The 22,041-nt window shown below is 66.3% G+C and carries 18 protein-coding genes; 11 read left to right on the top strand and 7 right to left on the bottom strand.

Annotated elements, in window-relative coordinates; translation table 11 throughout:
- Positions 1–14: 14 nt before the first annotated feature.
- The 8 genes from ACX1DW_RS13070 (at position 15) to ACX1DW_RS13035 (ending at position 10,277) form a co-directional block, all read left to right on the top strand.
- Entirely contained in the window at positions 15–1,424 is a 1,410-nt protein-coding gene (locus tag ACX1DW_RS13070; RefSeq protein WP_045633067.1) for a sodium-dependent transporter, read from the top strand.
- 409 nt (positions 1,425–1,833) lie between these two features.
- Positions 1,834–2,919, top strand: a complete 1,086-nt coding sequence (gene hppD, locus ACX1DW_RS13065; protein WP_014595827.1) for a 4-hydroxyphenylpyruvate dioxygenase — start codon at positions 1,834–1,836, stop codon at positions 2,917–2,919.
- A gap of 158 nt (positions 2,920–3,077) precedes the next feature.
- Entirely contained in the window at positions 3,078–4,217 is a 1,140-nt protein-coding gene (locus ACX1DW_RS13060; protein WP_458991683.1) for a homogentisate 1,2-dioxygenase, read from the top strand.
- Positions 4,217–5,200, top strand: a complete 984-nt coding sequence (locus ACX1DW_RS13055) for a fumarylacetoacetate hydrolase family protein (RefSeq protein ID WP_458991682.1) — start codon at positions 4,217–4,219, stop codon at positions 5,198–5,200. Before ACX1DW_RS13060 ends, ACX1DW_RS13055 begins: the two co-directional genes overlap by 1 nt.
- A complete protein-coding gene (gene maiA / locus ACX1DW_RS13050; protein ID WP_218422249.1) occupies positions 5,190–5,849 on the top strand; it encodes a maleylacetoacetate isomerase in 660 nt (219 codons plus the stop codon). The genes ACX1DW_RS13055 and maiA overlap by 11 nt, the downstream gene beginning before the upstream one ends.
- A gap of 81 nt (positions 5,850–5,930) precedes the next feature.
- Entirely contained in the window at positions 5,931–7,391 is a 1,461-nt protein-coding gene (locus tag ACX1DW_RS13045; protein ID WP_458991681.1) for a sodium-dependent transporter, read from the top strand.
- Positions 7,392–7,585: 194 nt separating this feature from the next.
- On the top strand, positions 7,586–9,475 hold the full coding sequence (locus ACX1DW_RS13040; RefSeq protein ID WP_458991680.1) for a methyl-accepting chemotaxis protein: 1,890 nt from the start codon (positions 7,586–7,588) through the stop codon (positions 9,473–9,475).
- 121 nt (positions 9,476–9,596) lie between these two features.
- Positions 9,597–10,277 (top strand): type 1 glutamine amidotransferase domain-containing protein, encoded by a 681-nt coding sequence (locus ACX1DW_RS13035; protein ID WP_458991679.1) that lies wholly within the window; start codon positions 9,597–9,599, stop codon positions 10,275–10,277.
- 3 nt (positions 10,278–10,280) lie between these two features.
- Here the strand turns inward: ACX1DW_RS13035 and rimA are convergent, their stop codons facing one another.
- The gene (gene rimA / locus ACX1DW_RS13030) at positions 10,281–11,093 is read right to left on the bottom strand and encodes a S6 modification regulatory phosphodiesterase RimA (RefSeq protein ID WP_458991678.1); all 813 of its coding nucleotides are present in this window, start codon (positions 11,091–11,093) and stop codon (positions 10,281–10,283) included.
- A gap of 69 nt (positions 11,094–11,162) precedes the next feature.
- Positions 11,163–12,857 carry a cation:proton antiporter gene (locus tag ACX1DW_RS13025; protein ID WP_458991677.1) on the bottom strand — a complete coding sequence of 565 codons (1,695 nt, stop codon included), beginning with the start codon at positions 12,855–12,857 and terminating at the stop codon, positions 11,163–11,165.
- Between the two features lie 207 nt (positions 12,858–13,064).
- On the opposite strand from ACX1DW_RS13025, the gene ACX1DW_RS13020 reads away from it, so the two are divergent.
- Positions 13,065–14,390, top strand: a complete 1,326-nt coding sequence (locus ACX1DW_RS13020; protein ID WP_458991676.1) for a DEAD/DEAH box helicase — start codon at positions 13,065–13,067, stop codon at positions 14,388–14,390.
- A gap of 49 nt (positions 14,391–14,439) precedes the next feature.
- Here the strand turns inward: ACX1DW_RS13020 and ACX1DW_RS13015 are convergent, their stop codons facing one another.
- Positions 14,440–15,027, bottom strand: a complete 588-nt coding sequence (locus ACX1DW_RS13015) for a LysE family translocator (RefSeq protein WP_208217506.1) — start codon at positions 15,025–15,027, stop codon at positions 14,440–14,442.
- 109 nt (positions 15,028–15,136) lie between these two features.
- Positions 15,137–15,976, bottom strand: coding sequence for an AraC family transcriptional regulator (locus ACX1DW_RS13010; RefSeq protein WP_270052697.1), 840 nt, complete (start codon positions 15,974–15,976; stop codon positions 15,137–15,139).
- A 215-nt stretch (positions 15,977–16,191) separates the two neighbouring features.
- Here ACX1DW_RS13010 and adhP point away from each other — a divergent pair, with 215 nt between their 5' ends.
- Positions 16,192–17,214, top strand: coding sequence for an alcohol dehydrogenase AdhP (gene adhP, locus ACX1DW_RS13005; protein ID WP_253747372.1), 1,023 nt, complete (start codon positions 16,192–16,194; stop codon positions 17,212–17,214).
- A gap of 22 nt (positions 17,215–17,236) precedes the next feature.
- On the opposite strand, the gene ACX1DW_RS13000 is transcribed toward adhP, so the two are convergent.
- The 3 genes from ACX1DW_RS13000 to ACX1DW_RS12990 all read right to left on the bottom strand — a co-directional run bounded on the left by ACX1DW_RS13000 (position 17,237) and on the right by ACX1DW_RS12990 (position 21,408).
- Complete coding sequence (locus ACX1DW_RS13000) at positions 17,237–19,138, bottom strand: ATP-binding protein (RefSeq protein ID WP_458991675.1); 1,902 nt, start codon at positions 19,136–19,138, stop codon at positions 17,237–17,239.
- A 67-nt stretch (positions 19,139–19,205) separates the two neighbouring features.
- On the bottom strand, positions 19,206–20,468 hold the full coding sequence (locus tag ACX1DW_RS12995; protein ID WP_458991674.1) for a TIGR03862 family flavoprotein: 1,263 nt from the start codon (positions 20,466–20,468) through the stop codon (positions 19,206–19,208).
- Positions 20,469–20,487: 19 nt separating this feature from the next.
- The gene (locus ACX1DW_RS12990; protein WP_200600275.1) at positions 20,488–21,408 is read right to left on the bottom strand and encodes a histone deacetylase family protein; all 921 of its coding nucleotides are present in this window, start codon (positions 21,406–21,408) and stop codon (positions 20,488–20,490) included.
- Positions 21,409–21,478: 70 nt separating this feature from the next.
- Between ACX1DW_RS12990 and ACX1DW_RS12985 the strand changes: the two genes are divergently transcribed.
- Complete coding sequence (locus ACX1DW_RS12985) at positions 21,479–22,033, top strand: GNAT family N-acetyltransferase (RefSeq protein WP_458991673.1); 555 nt, start codon at positions 21,479–21,481, stop codon at positions 22,031–22,033.
- The last annotated feature ends 8 nt before the right edge of the window (positions 22,034–22,041 follow it).

The following is a 22,041-nucleotide window of genomic DNA, read 5'->3' as shown; positions in this document are numbered from 1 at the left end:
AGCAGGAATCCGCAATGACCGATAAAACCAGCCTCGCGGCCGGCACCTTCGCCGGCGCGCGCGCACGCATCCAGGACAACGCCAGCCGAGGCCTGTGGTCCTCCCGCTGGGTGTTCTTCCTCGCCGCCACCGGCTCCGCGGTGGGCCTGGGCAATATCTGGAAATTCCCCTACGTGACCGGGCAGAACGGCGGCGGCGCCTTCGTGCTGGTCTATCTCGCCTGCATCCTCCTGATCGGCATTCCGCTGCTGATGGCCGAGGTGATGATCGGCCGCCGTGGTCGGGCGAACCCTGATGGCGCCGTGGCGCGGTTGGCGCGCGAGGCCGGGGCCAGTTCGCGCTGGCGGGTGGTGGGCTGGCTCGGAGGGCTGACCGGCTTTCTCATCCTGAGTTTCTATCTGGTGGTGGCCGGCTGGGCGCTGGCCTATGTGCCGGCGACGTTCAGCGGCGGCTTCACCGGGGTCAGCGGGGAGGCCAGTGGTGCGCTGTTCGGCGCGCTGCTGGCGGACCCGCTGCGCCTGGTGGTCTGTGCCACGCTGGTGCTGGCGGCGACCATGCTGATCGTCGGCTTCGGCGTACGCGGCGGGCTGGAGCGATCGCTGCGCTTTCTGATGCCCGGGCTGTTCGTGCTGATGCTGGTGCTGGTGGTCTACGCCGCCATCGAAGGCGAGTTCGCCCAGGCGCTGCAGTTCCTCTTCGTGCCGGACTTTTCCGCGCTGACCGCGCAGAGCGTGCTGGTCGCCCTCGGCCATGCCTTCTTCACCCTGAGCCTGGGCTGCGGCGCGATGATGGTTTACGGCTCCTATCTGCCGGAAGGCACCTCGATCGCCAAGACCTCGATTCTGGTGGCGCTGGCCGATACCGCGGTGGCGCTGCTGGCCGGCCTGGCGATCTTCCCGCTGGTGTTCGGCAACGCGCTGGAGCCGGGGGCCGGGCCGGGGCTGATCTTCGTCACCCTGCCGATCGCCTTCGGCCAGATGCCGCTGGGGCAGGTCGTGGGCGGGCTGTTCTTCGTGATGCTGGTGATCGCCGCGCTGACCTCGGCCATTTCGCTCTCCGAGCCGAGCATCGCCTGGCTCACCGAGCGCTTCCGCATCAGCCGGACCAAGGCCGTGCTGGGCAGCGGCCTGGTGCTCTGGCTGCTGAGCCTGGGCAGCGTGTTCTCGTTCAACCACTGGGCGGACTACCAGCTGTTCGGCAAGACCTTCTTCGACAGCCTGGACTACCTGACCACCAATTGGCTGATGCCGCTGGGCGGGCTGGGCACGGTGCTGTTCACCGGCTGGGTGCTGCAGCGCCACGTGGTCAGCGAGGCCATCGGCATTCGCAACGCCGGGCTGTTCCAGGCCTGGTGGAAGCTGCTGCGCTACGGCACGCCGGTGGCCATCGTGCTGGTATTCCTCAACCTGCTCGGGCTGATCTAGCGCGACCTTGGTCGTCCGTGCAGAACGCGCCGGTGGGCTGAAGCCCATCCCGCAAGCATGCTGCGGGCTTCTCAGGAAGTCCTTTTGGTGGGCTCAGGTCCATCCATCGAGGCCGACGCCGGCCTTGGTGGGTGGGCTTCAGCCCACCTTTTTTATGCGCGACGCCATTGCGCCAGATGACATGTGCGGCAGCTTGTCGCACCAGGCTGTCAGCTTTTCGTTACGCCTGGCAAGCCGCCGAGCCAGGCTTTTCAGCGAAAAAGGCACTGTAAGGAAAACCTGACGCCGGGGATGGCGCCAGCCGCTTTCCGTCCCCGTAAACAGCATTGTTCGCCGCCTTGGCCTGGGGTGTGATGGGGCCAGCCAAGCCGTGCAACGGCCGTCCTCACAACAATAATCAGGAGGCGATATGAACGCCGTGAACAAGATCGAACAGCACAACCCCATCGGCACCGACGGCTTCGAGTTCGTCGAATTCACCGCGCCGAATGCCGAGGGCATCGAACAGCTGCGTACGCTGTTCACCCAGATGGGCTTTACCGAAACCGCCAAGCACCGCTCCAAGGAGGTCTGGCTGTTCCAGCAGCACGACATCAACATCGTGCTCAACGGCAGCCCCACCGGGCATGTGCGCGAGTTCGGCGAGAAGCACGGCCCGAGCGCCTGCGCCATGGCCTTCCGGGTGAAGAATGCCGCGCAGGCCGCTGCCTACGTCGAATCGCAGGGCGCCAAGCTGGTCGGCAGCCACGCCAACTTCGGCGAGCTGAACATCCCTTGCGTCGAAGGCATCGGCGGCTCGCTGCTGTATCTCGTCGACCGCTATGGCGACAAGAGCATCTACGACGTCGACTTCGAGTACATCGAAGGGCGCACGCCGAACGACAATGCCGTCGGCCTGATGTGTATCGATCACCTGACCCACAACGTGCGTCGCGGGCAGATGGACGTCTGGTCCGGTTTCTACGAGCGCATCGCCAACTTCCGCGAGATTCGCTACTTCGACATCGAGGGCAAGCTGACCGGCCTGTTCTCCCGTGCCATGACCGCGCCCTGCGGCAAGATCCGCATCCCGATCAACGAGTCGGCCGACGACAAGTCGCAGATCGAGGAATTCATCCGCGAGTACCACGGCGAGGGCATCCAGCACATCGCGCTGTCCACCGACGACATCTACGAGACCGTCCGCCGCCTGCGCGCCAACGGCGTGGACTTCATGACCACCCCGGACACCTACTACGAGAAGGTCGATACCCGCGTCGCCGGCCACGGCGAGCCGCTCGACCAACTGCGCGAGCTGAACCTGCTGATCGACGGTGCGCCGGGCGATGACGGCATCCTCCTGCAGATCTTCACCAACACGGTGATCGGCCCGATCTTCTTCGAGATCATCCAGCGCAAGGGCAACCAGGGCTTCGGCGAAGGCAACTTCAAGGCGCTGTTCGAATCCATCGAGGAAGACCAGGTGCGTCGTGGCGTGATCAAGGCGGGCGAGTAAGTCCGGCGTCAGGACCGTAGGGTGGAAGACTGCGGAGCATCTTCCACGCGTCCGTGTCGGGCCGACCAACGCGTGGATGTGCTTCGCGACATCCACCCTACGCATCGGCAACCACCGCAGCGCCATTCAGATCACGCGGTATCACGAAGGAGAGGCACATGAGCCGCAAATGGATCAGTTTCCCCATCCGCGAGGGAGAGAGTTCGCGTCAGGCGCACTGCGATTTTCCGCAGGGCACCTACGAGCGCGAAATGGGCCGCGAAGGCTTCTTCGGCCCGGCTTCGCACCTGCATCACAAGCATCCGCCGACCGGCTGGATCGACTGGGAAGGCCCGCTGCGCCCGCACGCCTTCAACTTCAATCACATCCCCAGCGAAGGCGACTGCCCGCTGCAGGCGCCGCTGGCGCTGCACAATGCCGACGTCAAGCTGCGCCTGTGGAAGACCAACGGCGCCATGCGCCACCTGGTGCGCAACGGTGACGGTGACGAACTGCTGTTCATCCACGAGGGCGCCGGGCATTTTTACTGCGACTTCGGCCACCTGGAATTCCGCGACGGCGACTACCTGATGATCCCGCGCGGCACCGCCTGGCGCATCGAGGCGACGCAGCCGGTGTTCATGCTGCTGATCGAGAACACCGACGGCGCCTACCAGCTGCCGGAAAAAGGCCTGGTCGGCCCGCATGCCATCTTCGACGCCGCAGTGCTCGACCATCCGCGGCTGGACGACGCCTTCCGCGCGCAGCAGGACGAGAATCCCTGGCAGATCCGCATCAAGCGGCGCGACCAGATCACCACCGTGACCTACCCGTACAACCCGCTGGACGTGGTCGGCTGGCACGGCGACAACACCGTGGTACGGCTCAACTGGCGTGACATCCGCCCGCTGATGAGCCATCGCTATCACTTGCCGCCGTCGGCGCACACCACCTTCGTCGCCAACGGTTTCGTGGTCTGCACCTTCACGCCGCGGCCGGTGGAATCCGATCCGGGTGCGCTGAAGGTGCCGTTCTTCCACAACAACGACGACTACGACGAAGTGCTGTTCTACCACCGCGGCAACTTTTTCAGCCGCGACAACATCGAGCAGGGCATGGTGACCTTCCACCCCTGCGGCTTCCCCCACGGGCCGCACCCGAAGGCACTGAAGAAGGCCAGCACCGACCCGGTGACCTTTGCCGACGAGGTGGCGGTGATGATCGACACCCGTCGTGCGCTGGAAGTCGGCGAGGCTGCCGCAGCCGTCGATGTCCCCGAATACGTCAACTCCTGGCGTGCGCCGGGCAAGGAATCCTGATGAAACTCGCAACCCTCAACCAGGGCCGCGACGGCGTGCTCGTCGTCGTTTCCCGTGATCTCGCCCAGGCGGTAATAGTGCCGCAGGTCGCCGCCACGCTGCAGGCCGCGCTGGATGACTGGCAGTACTGCAAGCCGAAGCTGGAAGCGGTCTACCAGCGCCTCAACGACGGGCTGGAGGAGGGCGCATTCGCCTTCGACCAGACCGCCTGCCACAGCCCGCTGCCGCGTGCCTATCACTGGGCGGACGGCAGCGCCTACGTCAACCACGTCGAGCTGGTGCGCAAGGCGCGTGGCGCCGAGATGCCGGAGTCCTTCTGGCACGATCCGCTGATGTACCAGGGCGGCGCCGATGCCTTTATCCCGCCGCACAGCCCGATCCGCCTGGCCGACGAGTCCTGGGGCATCGACCTGGAAGGCGAGCTGGCGGTGATCACCGACGACGTGCCCATGGGCGCGACGCCGGCCGAGGCGGCCGCGCACATCCAGCTGCTGATGCTGGTCAACGACGTGTCGCTGCGCAACCTGATCCCTGGCGAGCTGGCCAAGGGCTTCGGCTTCTACCAGAGCAAGCCGTCGTCGAGCTTCTCGCCGGTGGCGGTGACGCCGGACGAGCTGGGCGAAACCTGGCGCGACGGCAAGGTGCATCGGCCTCTGGTCTCGCATATCAACGGTGAGCTGTTCGGCCAGCCGGATGCCGGCACCGACATGACCTTCAACTTCCCGACCCTGGTCGCCCACGCCGCGCGCACTCGTCCGCTGGGCGCCGGGACCATCATCGGTTCGGGCACCGTGTCGAACTACGACCGCAGTGCCGGCTCGTCCTGCCTGGCCGAGAAGCGCATGCTCGAGGTCATCGAGCACGGCGAGGCGAAGACGCCGTTCCTCAAGTTCGGCGACCGGGTGCGCATCGAGATGTTCGACGCCGCCGGGCAGAGCATCTTCGGCGCCATCGATCAGCAGGTCGAGCGCTATGAGCACTGAGCTGACGCTCTACGGCTACTGGCGCTCCAGTGCCGCCTACCGGGTGCGCATCGCGCTGAATCTGAAGGGCCTGGCCTACCGGCAGGTGCCGGTGCATCTGGTCAAGGATGGCGGCCAGCAGCGTGCGGCCGATTACCGCGCCCTCAACCCGCAGCAGCTGGTGCCGTTGCTGGTCGATGAAGCCAACGGTGGTGCGCGCATCAGCCAGTCGCTGGCGATCCTGGAGTACCTCGACGAGGTGTTCCCGGTGCCGGCCCTGTTGCCGGCCGACCCGGTCGAGCGCGCCCGGGTGCGCGCCCTGGCCATGCACATCGCCTGCGAGATCCATCCGCTGAACAACCTGCGTGTGCTGCAGTACCTCAGTGCCGAACTGGGCATCGACGACGAGGCGAAGAACGCCTGGTACCGGCACTGGGTCGATCAGGGGCTCGCCGCCGTGGAAGCTGGCCTGGAATGTTTCGATGGCAGGCTTTCCCTGAACGATCGGCCAGGTTATCTGGAGGCGTGCCTGGTTCCGCAGGTATACAATGCGCGCCGTTTTGCCTGTGACCTCGCGGCGTATCCACGCATTCTCGAGATCGTTGCACGCTGCGAGACGCTTCCGGCCTTCCAGCAGGCCGCGCCGGAGGTGCAGCCCGACGCTCAATGAACGACTGAATCCGCCTTGCACGCCGCCGCGCCCTGCGCGACGGTCCCGATCCCGTCACAGATAACAACAAACAGGTGACGTATGACTCGTGAAAAACCGAAGAACCTCTGGCTCTCGCGCTGGGGCTTCATCCTCGCGGCAACCGGCTCGGCCGTGGGCCTGGGCAACATCTGGAAATTCCCCTACATCACCGGTGAATTCGGTGGTGGTGCCTTCGTATTGATGTACCTGCTGTGCATCCTCGCCATCGGCGTGCCGGTGATGATGTGCGAGATCGCCATCGGCCGCCGCGGCCGTGGCAGCCCGATCGACGCCATTGGCCGGGTAGTCCGCGAGAACAACGGCAATCCGTTGTGGAAGGCGGTGGGCGGCATGGCCATGACCGCCGGCTTCCTGATCCTCTGCTTCTACGTCGTGGTCGCCGGCTGGGCCTTCGCCTACACGGTGAAGATGCTCGACGGCTCGTTGGCCGCGACCAGCGTCGAGGCGCTCGGCGGCGTGTTCGAGGCGCACAACGCCAACCCGTGGGAGCTCGGTGGCTGGAGCCTGCTGGTTGCGCTGCTGACGCTGTGGATCGTCGCCAAGGGCGTGCAGAAGGGCATCGAGAATGCGGTGCGCTGGATGATGCCGGGCCTGGCCGTGCTGCTGCTGATCCTCGTGGGTTACGCGGTGACCAGCGGCGGCTTCGATCAGGGCTTCGCTTTCCTGTTCAGCTTCGATACCTCGAAGATCACCGGCGAGGCGCTGCTGGCCGCGCTCGGTCACGCCTTCTTCACCCTGAGCCTGGCGTCCGGCGCGATCCTCACCTACGGCTCTTACATTCCGGATGACCAGTCCATCGCCCGCACCACCTTCATGGTCGCCATAGCCGATACCTGCGTGGCGCTGCTGGCGGGCCTTGCAATCTTCCCGATCATCTTCGCCAATGGCATGGACCCGACCGCCGGCCCTGGCCTGATCTTCATGAGCCTGCCGCTGGCCTTCCAGCAGATGCCGTTCGGCACGGCCTTCGGCGTGCTGTTCTTCGCCATGGTATCGATCGCCGCGCTGACCTCGGCGATCTCCATGATCGAGGCCACCGTCGCCTACCTCAACGAGAAGCACGGCATTTCGCGGATGAAGGCGGCCATCGGTTCCGGCGTGGTGCTGCTGGTGATCAGCCTGCTGGCGATGCTCTCGTTCAACCTGCTGTCGGGCTGGACGCCGATGGGCAAGAACTTCTTCGACTGGCTGGATTACCTGACCTCGCGCTGGATGATGCCGCTGGGCGGAATCTTCATCGTGCTGCTGGCCGGCTACGCGCTGCGCAGCGAGATCATGCGCGACGAGCTGAACCTGCCGCCGCTGGGCTACGCGCTGTGGCTGTTCATGGTGCGCTACGTCTGCCCGGTGCTGATCCTCATGGTCTTCCTCCATGCCCTTGGCTGGCTGGGCTTCGACCCGCTGCAGCGCTGGTACTGGATCGCCGGAGCGATCGGTGCGCTGGCGGTGCTGGGCGAGATGTTGCGCCCGCGGGTGATGCCGGCGCTGGCCGGGCGCTGAGGCCGCGTCAAGGCCGTGCGTGGTGCTCCGTTGGGGTGCCACGCAAGCCGCTGGTCGGAAAGACGGTCCCCCGCTTGATCGTCGTCAACTGACCGTAAAGTTCTGCTGGACGAGGCCGACAGTTCAGGATGACAGCCAGGGAGGCACAGGGGACACGGATACCCGCTTGCCCGAACCGTTCCGGACTCGCTGCCATGACCAACAGCCTCAAATTCAGCCACAAGATCCTGCTGGCCGCCTCCCTGGTGGTGATCGCGACCTTCGCGCTTTTCACGCTCTACAACGACTACCTGCAGCGCAATGCCATCCGCGCCAACCTCGAGAGCTACCTCGACGAGATGGGCGAGGTCACCGCGCACAACATTCAGAACTGGCTGTCCGGCCGCATCCTGCTGGTGGAAAGCGCTGCGCAGAGCATCGGCAGCGACAGTGCCGAAGCGCGCGTGGCCACGCTGCTCGAGCAAAAGGCGCTGGCCTCGACCTTTATGTTCAGCTACCTCGGTGGGCAGGATGGCAGCTTCCTCATGCGTCCTGCCGAAGAGATGCCAGCCGACTACGATCCGCGTGCGCGTCCCTGGTACAAGGACGCCATCGCCGCGGGCGGCTCGACGCTGACCGAGCCCTATGTGGATGCGGCGAGCGGCGAGCTGGTCATCTCCATCGCGACCCCTGCGCAGCAGAGCGGCCGGAACATTGGTGTCGTCGGCGGCGATCTGGGGCTCAAGGCTCTGGTGGAAATCATCAATGCGCTGGACTTCAACGGCATGGGCTATGCCTTCCTGGTCAGCGGTGACGGCAAGGTTCTGGTGCATCCGGACAGCCAGCGGGTGATGAAGTCGCTACGCGACATCTACCCGCAGAACACGCCATCGCTCGACAGCCGCTATGTCGAGGTACGGCTTGACGACTCCAACCGCATTCTCAGCTTCAGCCCGGTCAAGGGCCTGCCCTCGGTGCAGTGGTATGTCGGCATTTCGCTGGATCGCGATAAGGCCTATGCCGCACTGACCAGCTTCCGCACCACCGCGCTGGTTGCGACCATTGCCGCAGTGGCCTTTATCCTGCTGCTGCTGGGCATGCTGATGCGCGTGCTGATGCGTCCGCTCAGGGACATGGGCCGCGCCATGGCCAACATCGCCGAAGGTGAGGGCGACCTGACCCGCCGCCTGGCCGTGCAGTCCAGGGACGAGTTCGGTCAGCTGGCGACCGCCTTCAACCGCTTCGTCGAGCGTATTCACGAATCGATCCGCGAGGTGTCCTCGGCCACATTGCAGGTCAACGAAGTGGCGCAACGCGTGCTCAGCGCTTCGAATGCATCGATGGCCAACTCCGACGAGCAGGCCAGCCGCACCAATAGCGTGGCGGCGGCGATCAACGAACTTGGCGCCGCCGCCCAGGAGATTGCCCGCAACGCGGCGGATGCCTCGCAGCATGCCAGCGGCGCGCGGCATCAGGCCGAAGACGGTCGCCAGGTGGTGGAGCAGAACATCGCCGCCATGCGCGAGCTGTCGGCGAAGATCAGTGCTTCCTGTTCGCAGATCGAGGCGCTCAACGCCAAGACCGTGGACATTGGCCAGATTCTCGAGGTGATCAAGGGCATTTCCGAGCAGACCAACCTGCTCGCGCTGAACGCCGCCATCGAAGCCGCACGGGCCGGCGAGGCAGGCCGCGGTTTCGCCGTGGTCGCCGATGAGGTGCGCAACCTGGCGCATCGCACCCAGAGTTCGGCGCAGGAAATCCAGCAGATGATCGAGCAGCTGCAGGTCGGCGCCGGTGCCTCGGTACAGACCATGACCGAAAGCCAGCGGCAGAGCGAATCCAGCGTCTCCATCGCCGACCGCGCCGGCGAGCGCCTCGGCGAGGTGACCCAGCGCATCGGCGAGATCGACGGCATGAACCAGTCGGTGGCCACCGCCACCGAGGAGCAGACCGCGGTGATCGAGTCGCTGAACATGGACATCACCGAGATCAACACGCTGAACCAGCAAGGTGTTGAGAACCTGCAGTCGACCCTGCGCGCCTGTGGTGACCTGGACCAGCAGGCGCGTCGGCTCAAGCAACTGGTGGACAGCTTCCGTATCTGACCGAAACGTGGTTTCAGAGGGCGCTTCGGCGCCCTTTTTCATGGATGTGTTTTGGCAGCGGAGCAATGTGCCCGCGGCGGCAGTCTCACCTGTTCACGTCGCGCTTCAACAAGGAGGCTCCATGAAAATTCTCATCGTGCTCACGTCCCACGACCAGCTGGGTGACACCGGCAAAAAGACCGGCTTCTGGCTGGAGGAATTCGCCGCGCCATACTACGTCTTCATGGATGCCGGAGCGCAGGTGGTGCTCGCCTCGCCCGAGGGTGGCGAGCCGCCGCTCGATCCGAAGAGCGACGAACCCGACGCCCAGACCGAGGCCACCGAGCGTTTCAACGGGGATGGCGAGGCGCAGACGCTGCTGGCCAACACCTATCGTCTGGATCAGGTCTCGGCCGAGGATTTCGATGCGGTGTTCTACCCCGGTGGCCATGGCCCGCTATGGGACCTGGTGAACAACCCGACGTCCATCGCCCTGCTCGAGTCCTTCGTCAAGTCAGACAAGCCGATAGGCGCGGTCTGCCACGCACCTGCGGCGTTAACCGAGGTGCGCGGCAAGGATGGCGAGTATCTGGTCAAGGGCAAGCGCGTCACCGGCTTCACCAATGGCGAGGAGGCGGGGGTGGAGTTGACCGAGGTGGTGCCGTTCCTGCTCGAGGACCGCCTGCGCGAGCGCGGCGGCCAGTACAGCAAGGGCGCCGACTGGACACCCTATGTGCAGGTCGACGGGCTGCTGGTGACGGGGCAGAATCCGGCGTCATCGGAAGCGGCAGCAGAGGAGCTGCTCAAGCTGCTGCGAGGTTGATGCTCACTGTGGCCAGGCGAGCCGTTCCGCCTGGCCGCAACTTTCGAACAGCGGCCGGCTGAACAGGTAGCCCTGCATCAGATGGATGCCCAGATCGAACAGGGCGCTGCATTCGTCGGCGGTCTCGACGCCTTCGCCGATCACCTTGATGCCCAGCTCCTCGCACATCGACACGGTGCCGCGGACGATGGCCTGGCGCGTGCGGCTCTGGTCGATGCCGCGGATCAGGTCCATGTCCAGCTTGATGATGTCCGGCTGGAAATCGGCCAGCAGGTTGAGGCCGGCGAAGCCCGCACCGAAGTCGTCGATGGCGGTGAGAAAGCCGATGCGCTGGTATTCGCGGAAGACTTCGGTCAGCCACTTGCCGTCGTTGATGCGCTCGCCTTCGACGGTCTCGAAGATGATTTGCTCGACGGGAAAGTCGTGGGCACGGGCGGCTTCCAGCGTCGAGCGGATGCACAGTTCGGGGCGGTAGATCGCATTGGGCATGAAGTTGATCGACAGCTTGCTCTGCATGCCGAGCTTGGCGGCAGTCTTGATTGCCTTGACTCGGCCGGCCTGGTCGAAGCGGAAGCGGTTCTGCTCGGTGACCTGCGACAGCACGGTCGGTGCGGGCTCGCCATCCGGGCCACGCACCAGCGCCTCATGGGCGAAGATCTGCCGGTCGTGCAGATCGATGATCGGCTGGAAAGCGTAGCTGAAGCCGAAGCCCAGGCGTTCGCCGCCGGCGCAGCTGGGGCAGGCGCCATGCTCGGCGGCGCCGTGGCATGGATAGGCGTCTGGGGCAGGGTTGTCGCTGGTGTTGCTCGAACTCATGGGCGCACTCGATTGGGGCCGGTGGATAGCAAGTTAACGGCTGCGCTGGCGGCGGCTGAAGTCCGCCGGTCAGACAGGGTGCGTGGGCGCCGGGTCCGTCGGCGGTCTGGGCGTCGCACCCAACTCGTCGATCAGGCTGCGCGCGGCGAAGTCCGCCGCATCGGTGAAGGGGGTCAGCACGCGGGCGACGCCGGCCGCGTCCAGCGCCTTGCCGTGCTGATCGTCGCGCACCACGCCGGCAATCTTGCCCTGAAACCCTGCATGCTTGAGTGCATGCAGGAAGGCGCGATTGGCCTCCCACTGCGGAAAACTGGTGACCACCCATTCGGCATGCTGCAAGGGCAGCGACTCGAGAAAACTCGGGTCTTCGCCATCGCCGAAACGCACCGGCAGCTTGCTGCGGCGCAGCGTGCGCACGGCTTCCGGGTCGAAGTCCACGCCGAGCACCGGCAGTCGCGCGGCGGCCAGCTGCTGCAGCAGACGCGAGCCATAACGCCCCAAGCCGAAAATGATGATGCGCGGATGGCCCTGCGGTCTGCCCTGGGCCTCCACTTCCAGTTCGCGATAGGGACGCTTGCGTTCGAACAGGCCGAGCCAGGGTGCCAGGCGTTCATAGAGCGGCTGCGAGAAGAGGATCATGTAGGTCGAGAGCATGATCGTCACCAAACCGACCAGAGTGGTGAGCCCCAGCGCCTCCGGCCCGATATGGCCGAGGGTGATGCCCATGGCGACGAAGACAATGGAGAACTCGCTGATCTGCGCCACGGTCAGCCCGGCGAGAAAGCCGGTGCGCTTGCGATAGCCCATGTAGCCCATGATCGCCATGACGATCAGCGGATTGCCGATCAGTACGAACAGCGCCAGCACGATGGCCGGCAGGATCTCGTTGCCGAGCGTGGAGAAATCCAGCCGGCCACCGAGGTCGATGAAGAAGAACAGCAGCATGAAGTCGCGGATGCCGGTCAGGCGCGCGTTCATCGCTTCGCGATAGGCCGTCGAGGCCAACGAAAAGCCCGCGACGAAGGCTCCGGCCTCCTTGCTGAAACCGATGTAGTCGCCCAGCGCGGCAAGTCCGGTGCCCCAGGCAATCGCGAAGATCAACAGCAGTTCCTGTGAGCGCGCCATGCGGCTGACCAGGCTGGGCAGCACATAGCGCATCAAGACATACATCAGCACCGCCGCACCTGCCAGACGCAGCAGCAACGAGCCGGAGACCTCGGCCCAGCCTGCATCGCCGGCGCCACGCAGGGCGCTCATGGTCATCATCGCCAGCACCACGGCGAGGTCCTGAACGATCAGGAAGCCGACGGCGATGCGCCCGTGCAGCGAGTCCAGTTCGTGTTTGTCCGAGAGCAGCTTGACGATGATGATGGTGCTGGAAAAGGTCAACGCAACCGCGATGTAGAGTGCTTCCATGGCGCTCTTGCCCATCAGCAGGGTGAGCGCGAAGCCGAAGACGATGGTGAAGGTCAGCTGCCCGAGCCCCGTGGCCAGCGCCACCGGCCCGATATTGCGGATATGCGCGAGGTCGAGCTTGAGCCCGACCACGAACAGCAGCACGGCGACGCCGATCTCGGCCAGCAGATGGATCTGCTCGGCGGCATTGACCGGGCCGAACAGCGCCGGGCCAAGCAGGATGCCGACCACGATGTAGGAAATCAGCAGCGGCTGGCGCAGGCTCATGGCAATCGCCCCGACCACCGCGGAAACGATCAGCAGCAGGGCGAATTCGGCGAAGGGGCCGTGGGCGAGCAGCGCTTCCATCAGAGTCTCCGTGCGGTTGAGTGCCGGCGCCGCGGCGCTGTGCCTATCCTGCGGCAGGCGTTGGCCAGCTACCAGCGCGGCAGCGTATGAAACTGTGACAGCAAGGCATCGCCTGGCGCCCGCAATCGGCTGGTGCGCCGATGTGCCCGGCCTGCTGCTAGAATCCGCCCTTTTTTCACCCCGCCGAAACGGCGCTGCGAGCCTGCCATGACCTTCGCCTCCCTGGGCCTGATCGATCCGCTGCTGCGGACCCTGGAAACCCTCGACTACCGCAAGCCGACGCCGGTGCAGATCGAAGCCATTCCCGCCGTGCTCAAGGGCCGCGACCTGATGGCGGCGGCGCAGACCGGTACCGGCAAGACCGCCGGTTTCGCCCTGCCATTGCTGCAGCGCCTGACCATGGAAGGCGCCAAGGTGGCGAGCAATTCGGTGCGCGCGCTGGTGCTGGTGCCGACCCGCGAGCTGGCCGAGCAGGTCTATGAGAGTTTTCGTGTCTACGGGCAGAACCTGCCGCTGCGCACCTACGCAGTGTACGGCGGTGTCAGCATCAACCCGCAGATGATGGCGCTGCGCAAGGGCATCGACGTGCTGGTGGCGACGCCCGGTCGCCTGCTCGATCTCTACCGGCAGAACGCCGTGGGTTTCAATCAGCTGCAGGCGCTGGTGCTCGACGAGGCCGATCGCATGCTCGACCTCGGTTTCGCCGACGAGCTGGACCAGCTGTTCTCGGCCCTGCCGAAGAAGCGCCAGACCCTGCTGTTTTCCGCGACCTTTTCCGAGCCGATCCGGCAGATGGCCCGCGAGTTGCTGCGTGATCCGCTGTCGGTCGAGGTCAGCCCGCGCAACGCGGCGGCGAAGACGGTCAAGCAGTGGCTGGTGCCGGTGGACAAGAAGCGCAAGAGCGAGCTGTTCCTGCATCTGCTGGCGGAGAAGCGTTGGGGCCAGGTGCTGGTGTTCGTCAAGACGCGCAAGGGCGTCGACCAGCTGGTGGACGAGCTGCAGGCGCAGGGCATCGCCAGCGACGCGATCCACGGTGACAAGCCGCAGGCCTCTCGTTTGCGCGCGCTGGAACGCTTCAAGGCAGGTGAGGTGCAGGTGCTGGTGGCGACCGACGTGGCGGCGCGCGGACTGGACATCCACGACCTGCCGCAGGTGGTCAACTTCGATCTGCCCACCGTCGCCGAGGACTACGTGCACCGCATCGGCCGTACCGGCCGCGCCGGCGCCACAGGGGAGGCGATCTCGCTGGTCAGTGCCGATGAGGTCGATCAGCTCGCGGCCATCGAAACCCTGATCAACCAGGTGCTGCCGCGGCATGACGAGCCGGGCTTCGTACCCGATCATCGCGTGCCGGCCACGGCGCTCGGCGGGCAGATCATCAAGAAGCCGAAGAAACCGAAAAAGCCCAAGGACGGTGGCGGCAAGGGCAAGATTCACCTCGGCAACTGGTTCGACGAGAACGAGAAGCCCAACGCCAGGCCGATCCGCAAGGTGCCGAGCCTGGGCGGCAGCAAGCCAGCGAAGAAGCGCTGAGCCGTCCGTAGGTTGGAAAACGGCGCAGCCTTTCCACTGGTAACGCAGGTCACAGACTCAGCAGCGCCGAAACCACCAAGAGCAGCGCCATGGCGTAGTTGAACCGGCGCAGGTGCGCGGCCGAGTGCAGCAGCTTCGCCGCCCCGGCACCAAGCAGTGCCCAGGCCGCCAGGCAGGGCAGGGCGATCAGAAAGAACAGCAGGGCGTGAATGGCGTAACGCCCCGCGTCGGCAGCGGCGCCGCTGAACACGCCGACCACCGCCAGCGCCATCATCCACACCTTCGGATTGACCAGTTGCAGACCGGCGGCGCCCAGCGCGCCGAGCCTGCGCGGCGCAGCGGCGGCCTCGACCGGCTCGGCCGGGCTGCGGGCGATCTGCCAGGCCAGGTAGAGCAGCCAGGCCAGACCGAGCCAGCTCATGAGCTGCTGCAACTGCGGATGGCGCAGCAACCACTCGCCGGCACCCAGGCCCACCAGCAGCACGATGAGGGCTGCGGCCGAGCAGGCGCCGAGAATGATCGGCACGGCTGCGCCGAGGCCGAAGCGCGAGCTGTTGCTCAGCACCAGAATGTTGGTCGGTCCCGGCGTGATCGAGGCGACGAAGGCGAACAGCATGAAGGGCAGCAGCTGGCTCATGACGGCTGCTCCGCGGTGTGCGTGGCGAGTAGTCCGGGGGTGGCGGTGAGGTGAGGCATGGTTTTCGGCTCCGTGGGGGGCGGACGACCGAATACTCGCGCCTGTCGGCTCAGTGGTCTGGAAGATTCGAGCAGCGTTTGCGGTAGTGCGCCGGTGTCAGCCCGTAGGCGCGGCGGAACCAGCGGCCCATGTGGCTCTGGTCGGCAAAACCGAGGCTCATCGCCACCAGCGCCGGTGGCTGGCCGGCTGCGAGCAGGCGACGGGCCTTGGCCAGGCGCAGCTGGACCAGATAGGCATGCGGCGCCAGCCCGAAGGCCGCCTTGAACGCCCGCGACAGCCTGAAGCGATCGACGCCGGTGGCGCGCGCCAGATCGTCCAGCCCCAGATCCTGATCCATGTGCGCATGCAGATAGTCCCGCGCCCGCAGCGCCACGGCCGGCAGGCGCGGGTCGGCGGTCAGCCGCGGTCGCCATGACAGGTGCCGCGCCAGCTTGCCCAGCAGCGCGTCCAGCGCGGCCTGGCGAACGATGCGCAGGTCCTGGCTTTGCAAGGCCTGGAAGGCGTCGGCAATCACCGTCACCAGCTCTGGTTCGCTTTCCAGCGTCTTGGCGAACGCCGGCTGGCACTGGCTGGGCGCATCCTCGAACAGCGCGCGCAGTTCGCGCTCGATCCAGTGCGGATCGAGGTAGAGCATCGAGTAGGTGAAGCCACCGGGTGTCGGCGCGTGGCCGTCGTGCAGCTCGCCGGGTTCGAGCAGAAACACCTGCCCCGGCGTGCTGCTGTGCAGCGTCCGGCGACAGTGAAACTGCTGAATGCCCTGTTCGGTGAAGCCGATCAGGTAGCTGTCATGGAAATGCGGGTCGTACGCATGCCCTTCGAAATGCGCACGGATCGTCTCGATGCCGGTTTCGGCATCCTTCTTCAGATCGATCCAGTCATCGGTACCCATGATGGCTCCATGAACTCTGCGTCGCGGTGCGGCCCGGCTCAGTATCGCCCGCTGCAGCCTGGCCGTCTGGAACATTCGTGCAGCGCCGCTCACGGCCGGACAACGCGATGCGCTCGACGGACGGTCTCTGACTGCCTGCTGTAATTGATCTGGGTCTAGGCTTGATCCGGTCTGCCAGGCGCAGACTCGAACGTCCCGACTCAAGGAGCAAGCCCATGCCCCAGACCATGAAAGCCGCAGTGGTGCACGCCTTCGGCGAGCCGCTGCGCCTCGAGGAAGTCAAGGTGCCGATGCCCGGCCCCGGCCAGATCCTGGTGAAGATCGCCGCCTCCGGCGTCTGTCACACCGACCTGCATGCGGCCGAGGGCGATTGGCCGGTCAAGCCCACACTGCCGTTCATCCCCGGCCACGAAGGCGTCGGCCATGTCGCCGCGGTGGGCGCCGGTGTGAAACGGGTGAAGGAGGGCGACCGGGTCGGCGTGCCCTGGCTGTACACCGCCTGCGGCTGCTGCGAACACTGCCTGACCGGCTGGGAAACCCTCTGCGAAGGCCAGCAGAACACCGGCTACTCGGTCAACGGTGCCTATGCCGAATACGTGCTGGCCGATCCGAACTACGTCGGCATCCTGCCGAAGAAGGTCGAGTTCGACGAGATCGCGCCGATCCTCTGTGCCGGGGTCACCGTCTACAAGGGGCTCAAGGTCACCGAAGCGCGGCCCGGCCAGTGGGTGGCGATCTCCGGTATCGGCGGCCTGGGCCACGTTGCGGTGCAGTACGCCAAGGCCATGGGCCTGCACGTGGTGGCGGTGGATGTGGACGACGCCAAGCTGGAACTGGCCAAGCGCCTGGGCGCCGATCTGACCGTCAATGCGCGCAAGGAAAATCCGGTGGAAGTGGTGCAGCGCGACATCGGCGGCGCGCATGGCGTGCTGGTGACGGCGGTGTCCAACAGCGCCTTCGGTCAGGCCATCGGCATGGCCCGGCGGCGCGGTACCGTGGCGCTGGTCGGCCTGCCGCCGGGAGATTTCCCGACGCCGATCTTCGACGTGGTGCTCAAGGCGATCAGCATCACCGGCTCCATCGTCGGCACCCGCGCCGATCTGCAGGAGGCGCTGGACTTCGCCGGCGAGGGGCTGGTCAAGGCGACCATCCATACCGACAACCTCGACAACATCAACCAAATCCTCGACGACATGCGTGCCGGGCGCATCGAGGGCCGTATCGTGATGAAGATGTAGCCGTGGCGGGCCAGGGCTTGCGTCAGCCTTGCATGAACGACAGGTGAATGTCGCTGCCGTAGCGGCGAATGATCGCCTGCTTGGCCTCATGGAAGGCGGCGACGTCGCCGGCCTGGCCCGATTTCTCCAGCTTGCGGTGCGCCAGCTCTTCGGCGATCACATCCATGAACAGCTCGGCGAGCAGCAGCCGCGCGGAGTCGCGGAAGTTGCCGCGGCCGTCGACGTACAGCTGCACGGTGGGCGCGGCGGTGTTGATGAGAATCTTGCGCTCTGCCGGGCTGTACACGGCCCGGTCGCTGTCCTCGCCCAGATAGCGGAACTCATAGCCGCCGAACATGACTTCACCATGATCGCGTGACGCTCGAGGCCGGCCCGGCGAGCGCGGGTGGTGAGGCCGGTGATGGTCATGGGGCGAGGCGTGCTCGGCGATGACAATCTCGCACCAGGCCAGGTAGTTGCCGGCGCGCACGACAAGTTCGCCGTGATCGGCACTGGACTCGGCGCTGAGCGTCCATTGCACGAACCCCTGCTCGCGCACCGCCTGCAGCGCGATCGGCGCGGGCGCCGGGCTGATCCGCAAGCCCTCGCTGAGCCTGGCGTCCAGCTGCAGGATGCTGTCGTCGGCCAGTTGCGCGGGGTCGAACAGCAGGCGCACATGGAACGGATGCTGCGGCTTGCGGTGGTAGAACGCGGTGCTGAAGCGCAGTGCCGCTGGGGCGGGTTCACCCAGCGAGCCGGCCGGCGGTGTGGCGTTGGGCGGCGGGGCGATGCCGAAATCGTGAATGGCCGCCTGGTTCATGCGCTGCAGGAGGTGCTCGATCATGTGCGCGGTGCGCCCGGAGGTGGTAGCGCGCTCCAGATGCTTGAGCTTTTCCTGCTCGGCCATGACGAAGGGCGCGATCAGCTGGCTGACGGCGCGGGACAGGGCCGCCACCAGCGGCGCCTTCGGATTGAGCCCGGCGCGTTCGTCGCTGATCACCGCCACGCCCTGACCGAGCTGTTCGATCAGCGCCGGGCAGTGCAGCGTGCCGAACAGGTATTCGGTACCGACCTGGTTCTCGTAATCGAACAGCTGGCAGTCCAGCGCCGCGGTGCCGGAGAGCACCAGCAGACCGCAGGTGCGCTCGTCGCCGCGTGGCACCAGCTGGGTATCGAGCGCGCGCTTGAGCGTGAGGCAGAAGCCATGGGTTTGCCCCTCGCAGTGAAACTGGCCCGGCAGGTCCGGGCCGAGCAGCAGCACCGAAGGCGGCTCCTCGAAACGTATCCTGCCGCTGCGCTCGATCTCCACGCCATCGCGCAGATGCGCCAGTTCTACATGGCGGCGCTCCAGCACGTCACGCAGGTAGATATTGTTGGCCAGCGAGCCGATCAGTGCGCTGAACTGGGAAATGCTGACCTGACTGCTTTCGATGACGATGGCGACACGGGTGCCATTGCCGGCGATGCCGAGGCGTTCGCGGTCACGCTCGGTCACGGGGCGATCCTGCCCGCCGTCGTCGTAGAGGTAGCCGCCGTTCTCGGCGCGGAACAGCTCGATGCGCGACAGGCGCCCGTCGTGAATGGTCTCCAGCCAGCCGTAGCCCAGGCCGAAGATCGCCTGCTTGAGACCGCGGCCGAAATAGCCGCGCCCGCCGCCGCTGCCGCGCGCCAACGGGCTGTGTGCGCCGCCGTAGCTGAGGATGAAGCAGGCGGTGGCGAAGGGCATGCCTTCGGCCTGGTCGGTCACGGCCAGCAGCGCGCCATGCCGGTGGCGTTCGTACTGGATGAGGATCTGCCCGGATACCGCGAGGCCAGCCTCTTCCTGGCGGGCGTAGCTGTCATCGCTGTTGGTGATCAGCTCGACCAGCGCCTTCTCGATCGAGGCGAAGCGCCGGGAATCGATGTCGATGACGCGTTGATCCACCGGAATTGCATTGACGGCCATGGCAGCCTCCTCGCGCGCTTGCCCGTACAGCTGAAGCTAGCAGCGCAACGGCGAGCAGGCGAGGCGGCTAGTGGTCGCGCAGCCAGCGCAGCATGCCTTCGGCTGCGGCGCGCCCGCTGGCAAAGCAGGCGGTCAGCAGATAGCCACCGGTCGGCGCTTCCCAGTCGAGCATTTCGCCAGCGCAGAACACGCCGGGAAGCCGGCGCAGCATCAGACCCTCGTCCAGTTCCTCGAAGGGCACGCCGCCGGCGCTGCTGATCGCCTCGTCCAGCGGACGCGGGCGGACCAGGCGGATGGGTAGTGCCTTGATCGCGGCGGCCAGGGCCTGCGGGTCCTGGAAGGTGGCGGCATCGGTCAACTCGCGCAACAGCGCCGCCTTGACGCCATCGAGCTTCAGCTGGCGGTGCAGATGCTTGGCCATGGACTGCGAACCCCGCGGTCGGGCCAGGGCACTGGCGACCTGCGCCAGGGTGCGATCCGGCAGCAGGTCGAGCAGTACCGTGGCGGCACCGTCACGGTTGATCGTATTGCGGATCGGCGCCGAGAGCGCGTAGACCAGGCTGCCCTCGATACCGGTCGCGGTGAGCACGAACTCGCCCTTGCGTGGCGCGCTACCCGGCAGTGCGAGGCTGACCGTCTTCAGCGGCGCGCCGGCGAACTTCTCCCGCAGGTACTCGCTCCAACCGGCCACCTCGAAGCCGCAATTGGCCGGCTGCAGCGGCGCGATGGCGATCCCGCGGTTCTGCAGCAACGGCACCCAGGCGCCATCGGAGCCCAGTCGCGCCCAGCTGCCACCACCGAGGGCGAGCAGGGTAGCGTCAGCCTCCATCAGGCTTTCGCCTTGCGGCCCGGCGAGGCGCAGCGCACCCCGTTCGCTCCATCCCAGCCAGCGCTGGCGGGTATGGATGCGTACACCGTACTCGCGCAGGCGCTTGAGCCAGGCGCGCAGCAGGGGCGCGGCCTTCATGTCGGTGGGAAACACCCGGCCCGAACTGCCGACGAAGGTGTCGATGCCCAGCCCGTGAATCCATTCGCGCAGCGCATCCGGGGTGAAGGCATCGAGCAGCGGTCGCAGGTCGCCGGCGCGCTCGTCGTAGCGGCTGACGAACGCGGCGTAGTCCTCGGCATGGGTGATGTTCATGCCGCCGACGCCGGCCAGCAGGAACTTGCGCCCCACCGAGGGCATGGCGTCATACAGGTCGACATTCACGCCTGCCTGCCCGAGCACCTCGGCGGCCATCAGGCCGGCCGGACCACCACCGATGATGGCGACGCGAAAAGAGCAGGGCTGGGGCATGGTGGCAACCGGGTAGACGAGCGGGGCGGGCATTGTAGCCGCTGACGGTGGCTCAGCCGAGCCCGTGGCGCTGCCAGGCCGAGTGGGCGCTGACATGCAAGGTCGCATGACGACGGGCGAGCAGGGCGCGGTCCTTGTCGTAGCCACCGCCGATCAGGCCGACCACGGGAATGTCGCGGCTCAGGCAGTGATCGAGCACGGCGCTGTCGCGCGCGGCAAGCCCGGCGTCGGTCAGCGAGAGCAGGCCCAGGGCGTCGTCGCGGTGGACGTCGACGCCAGCGTCATAGAGCACCAGGTCCGGCTGATAGATCGGCAGCAGGTAGTTCAGGGTGTCGTGCACCACCTGGAGGTAAGCCTCGTCGCCCATGCCCGGCGGTAGCGGGATGTCCCAGTCGCTATGGGCCTTGCGGGTGGGGAAGTTCTTCTCGCAGTGCAGCGAGACGGTCACCGCATCCGGCACGTTCTCCAGGATGCGCGCGGTGCCGTCGCCCTGATGCACGTCGCAGTCGAAGATCAGCACGCGGCCGACACGTCCGCTCTCCAGCAGGTACAGCGCGATCACCGCCAGGTCGTTGAAGATGCAGAAGCCGGAGGCGTGATCGCGATGCGCATGGTGCGTGCCGCCGGCCAGGTGGCAGGCCAGGCCATGCTGCAGTGCCTGCTCGGCGGCCAGCAGCGAGCCGCCTACCGCCCGCACGGTGCGCTGCGCCAGCTCCGGGCTCCAGGGCAGGCCAAGGCGGCGCAGCTCGTCGCGGCCCATCTCGCCGCTGCAGTAGCGCGCGACATAATCGGCGTCATGAGCCAGAGTGAGGATATCGCTGCTGCACAGTTGCGGGCGCAATAGCCCCGCGTCCGTGGTCATACCGAGAGTGACCAGGTGGTCACGCAGCAGACGAAACTTCTCCATGGGAAATCGATGGCCCGGCGGCAGCGGCGGGCTGTAATCGTCGTGATAGACCAGGGGAAGGGACATGAACCACGTGCGTTCGACAGATGTGCGCCGCAGTATGCAGGCTGCCCGTCGGCGCGCTCAAGGAGCACGGATGGTCGATCGAATCGCCCTCGAAACCTCGCGTCTGCGGCTGCGCAGCTGGCACGACGACGATCTCGATGCGTTGGCGCAGCTGTGCGCCGATGCGGAGGTCATGCGCTACGAGCCGGCGCTTCTGACGCGGGACCAGTGCGCCGCGCTGATGGTGCGCAGTCGCCTCCATCTGCTGCGGCACGGCTTCGGCCTGTGGGCGCTGGAACGCAAGGACAGTGGTGCCTTTATCGGCTACTGCGGGCTGGTCTGGGCGCCGTCGTCGGTGCCGGGCTCGGCGGTGGAGCTGCGCTGGGGCGTGGCATGCGAACAATGGGGGCAGGGCCTGGTGCTGGAGGCGGCACGGACCGTCCTGCAGCATGCCTTTGTCACCCTCGAATTGCCCGAGGTGGTCGCGTGCCTGGCGCGGATCAACGAGCCGGCCAGGCAGCTAGTGGAAGCGCTGGGCATGCGCGCCGAACAGGCCATGCCGTTCGCGCACCCGGATCTCGCCGCGGGGCACCCGCTGCACGAGCAGCTGCTTTACCGTCTGCAGCGGGACGATTGGCGAAAATAAGCCCTGTT

This window comes from Stutzerimonas sp. KH-1 (assembly GCF_054483855.1).
The sequence above is the reverse complement of the archived record's forward strand: the minus strand, read 5'-3'. Positions and strand labels throughout refer to the sequence as shown.

Bases quoted from the DNA above. Each gene is read 5' to 3' on its own strand.
- ACX1DW_RS13070 (WP_045633067.1), top strand. From the start codon at position 15: ATGACCGATAAAACCAGCCTCGCGGCCGGCACCTTCGCCGGCGCGCGC.
- hppD (WP_014595827.1), top strand. From the start codon at position 1,834: ATGAACGCCGTGAACAAGATCGAACAGCACAACCCCATCGGCACCGAC.
- ACX1DW_RS13060 (WP_458991683.1), top strand. From the start codon at position 3,078: ATGAGCCGCAAATGGATCAGTTTCCCCATCCGCGAGGGAGAGAGTTCG.
- ACX1DW_RS13055 (WP_458991682.1), top strand. From the start codon at position 4,217: ATGAAACTCGCAACCCTCAACCAGGGCCGCGACGGCGTGCTCGTCGTC.
- maiA (WP_218422249.1), top strand. From the start codon at position 5,190: ATGAGCACTGAGCTGACGCTCTACGGCTACTGGCGCTCCAGTGCCGCC.
- ACX1DW_RS13045 (WP_458991681.1), top strand. From the start codon at position 5,931: ATGACTCGTGAAAAACCGAAGAACCTCTGGCTCTCGCGCTGGGGCTTC.
- ACX1DW_RS13040 (WP_458991680.1), top strand. From the start codon at position 7,586: ATGACCAACAGCCTCAAATTCAGCCACAAGATCCTGCTGGCCGCCTCC.
- ACX1DW_RS13035 (WP_458991679.1), top strand. From the start codon at position 9,597: ATGAAAATTCTCATCGTGCTCACGTCCCACGACCAGCTGGGTGACACC.
- rimA (WP_458991678.1), bottom strand. From the start codon at position 11,093: ATGAGTTCGAGCAACACCAGCGACAACCCTGCCCCAGACGCCTATCCA.
- ACX1DW_RS13025 (WP_458991677.1), bottom strand. From the start codon at position 12,857: ATGGAAGCGCTGCTCGCCCACGGCCCCTTCGCCGAATTCGCCCTGCTG.
- ACX1DW_RS13020 (WP_458991676.1), top strand. From the start codon at position 13,065: ATGACCTTCGCCTCCCTGGGCCTGATCGATCCGCTGCTGCGGACCCTG.
- ACX1DW_RS13015 (WP_208217506.1), bottom strand. From the start codon at position 15,027: ATGAGCCAGCTGCTGCCCTTCATGCTGTTCGCCTTCGTCGCCTCGATC.
- ACX1DW_RS13010 (WP_270052697.1), bottom strand. From the start codon at position 15,976: ATGGGTACCGATGACTGGATCGATCTGAAGAAGGATGCCGAAACCGGC.
- adhP (WP_253747372.1), top strand. From the start codon at position 16,192: ATGCCCCAGACCATGAAAGCCGCAGTGGTGCACGCCTTCGGCGAGCCG.
- ACX1DW_RS13000 (WP_458991675.1), bottom strand. From the start codon at position 19,138: ATGGCCGTCAATGCAATTCCGGTGGATCAACGCGTCATCGACATCGAT.
- ACX1DW_RS12995 (WP_458991674.1), bottom strand. From the start codon at position 20,468: ATGCCCGCCCCGCTCGTCTACCCGGTTGCCACCATGCCCCAGCCCTGC.
- ACX1DW_RS12990 (WP_200600275.1), bottom strand. From the start codon at position 21,408: ATGTCCCTTCCCCTGGTCTATCACGACGATTACAGCCCGCCGCTGCCG.
- ACX1DW_RS12985 (WP_458991673.1), top strand. From the start codon at position 21,479: ATGGTCGATCGAATCGCCCTCGAAACCTCGCGTCTGCGGCTGCGCAGC.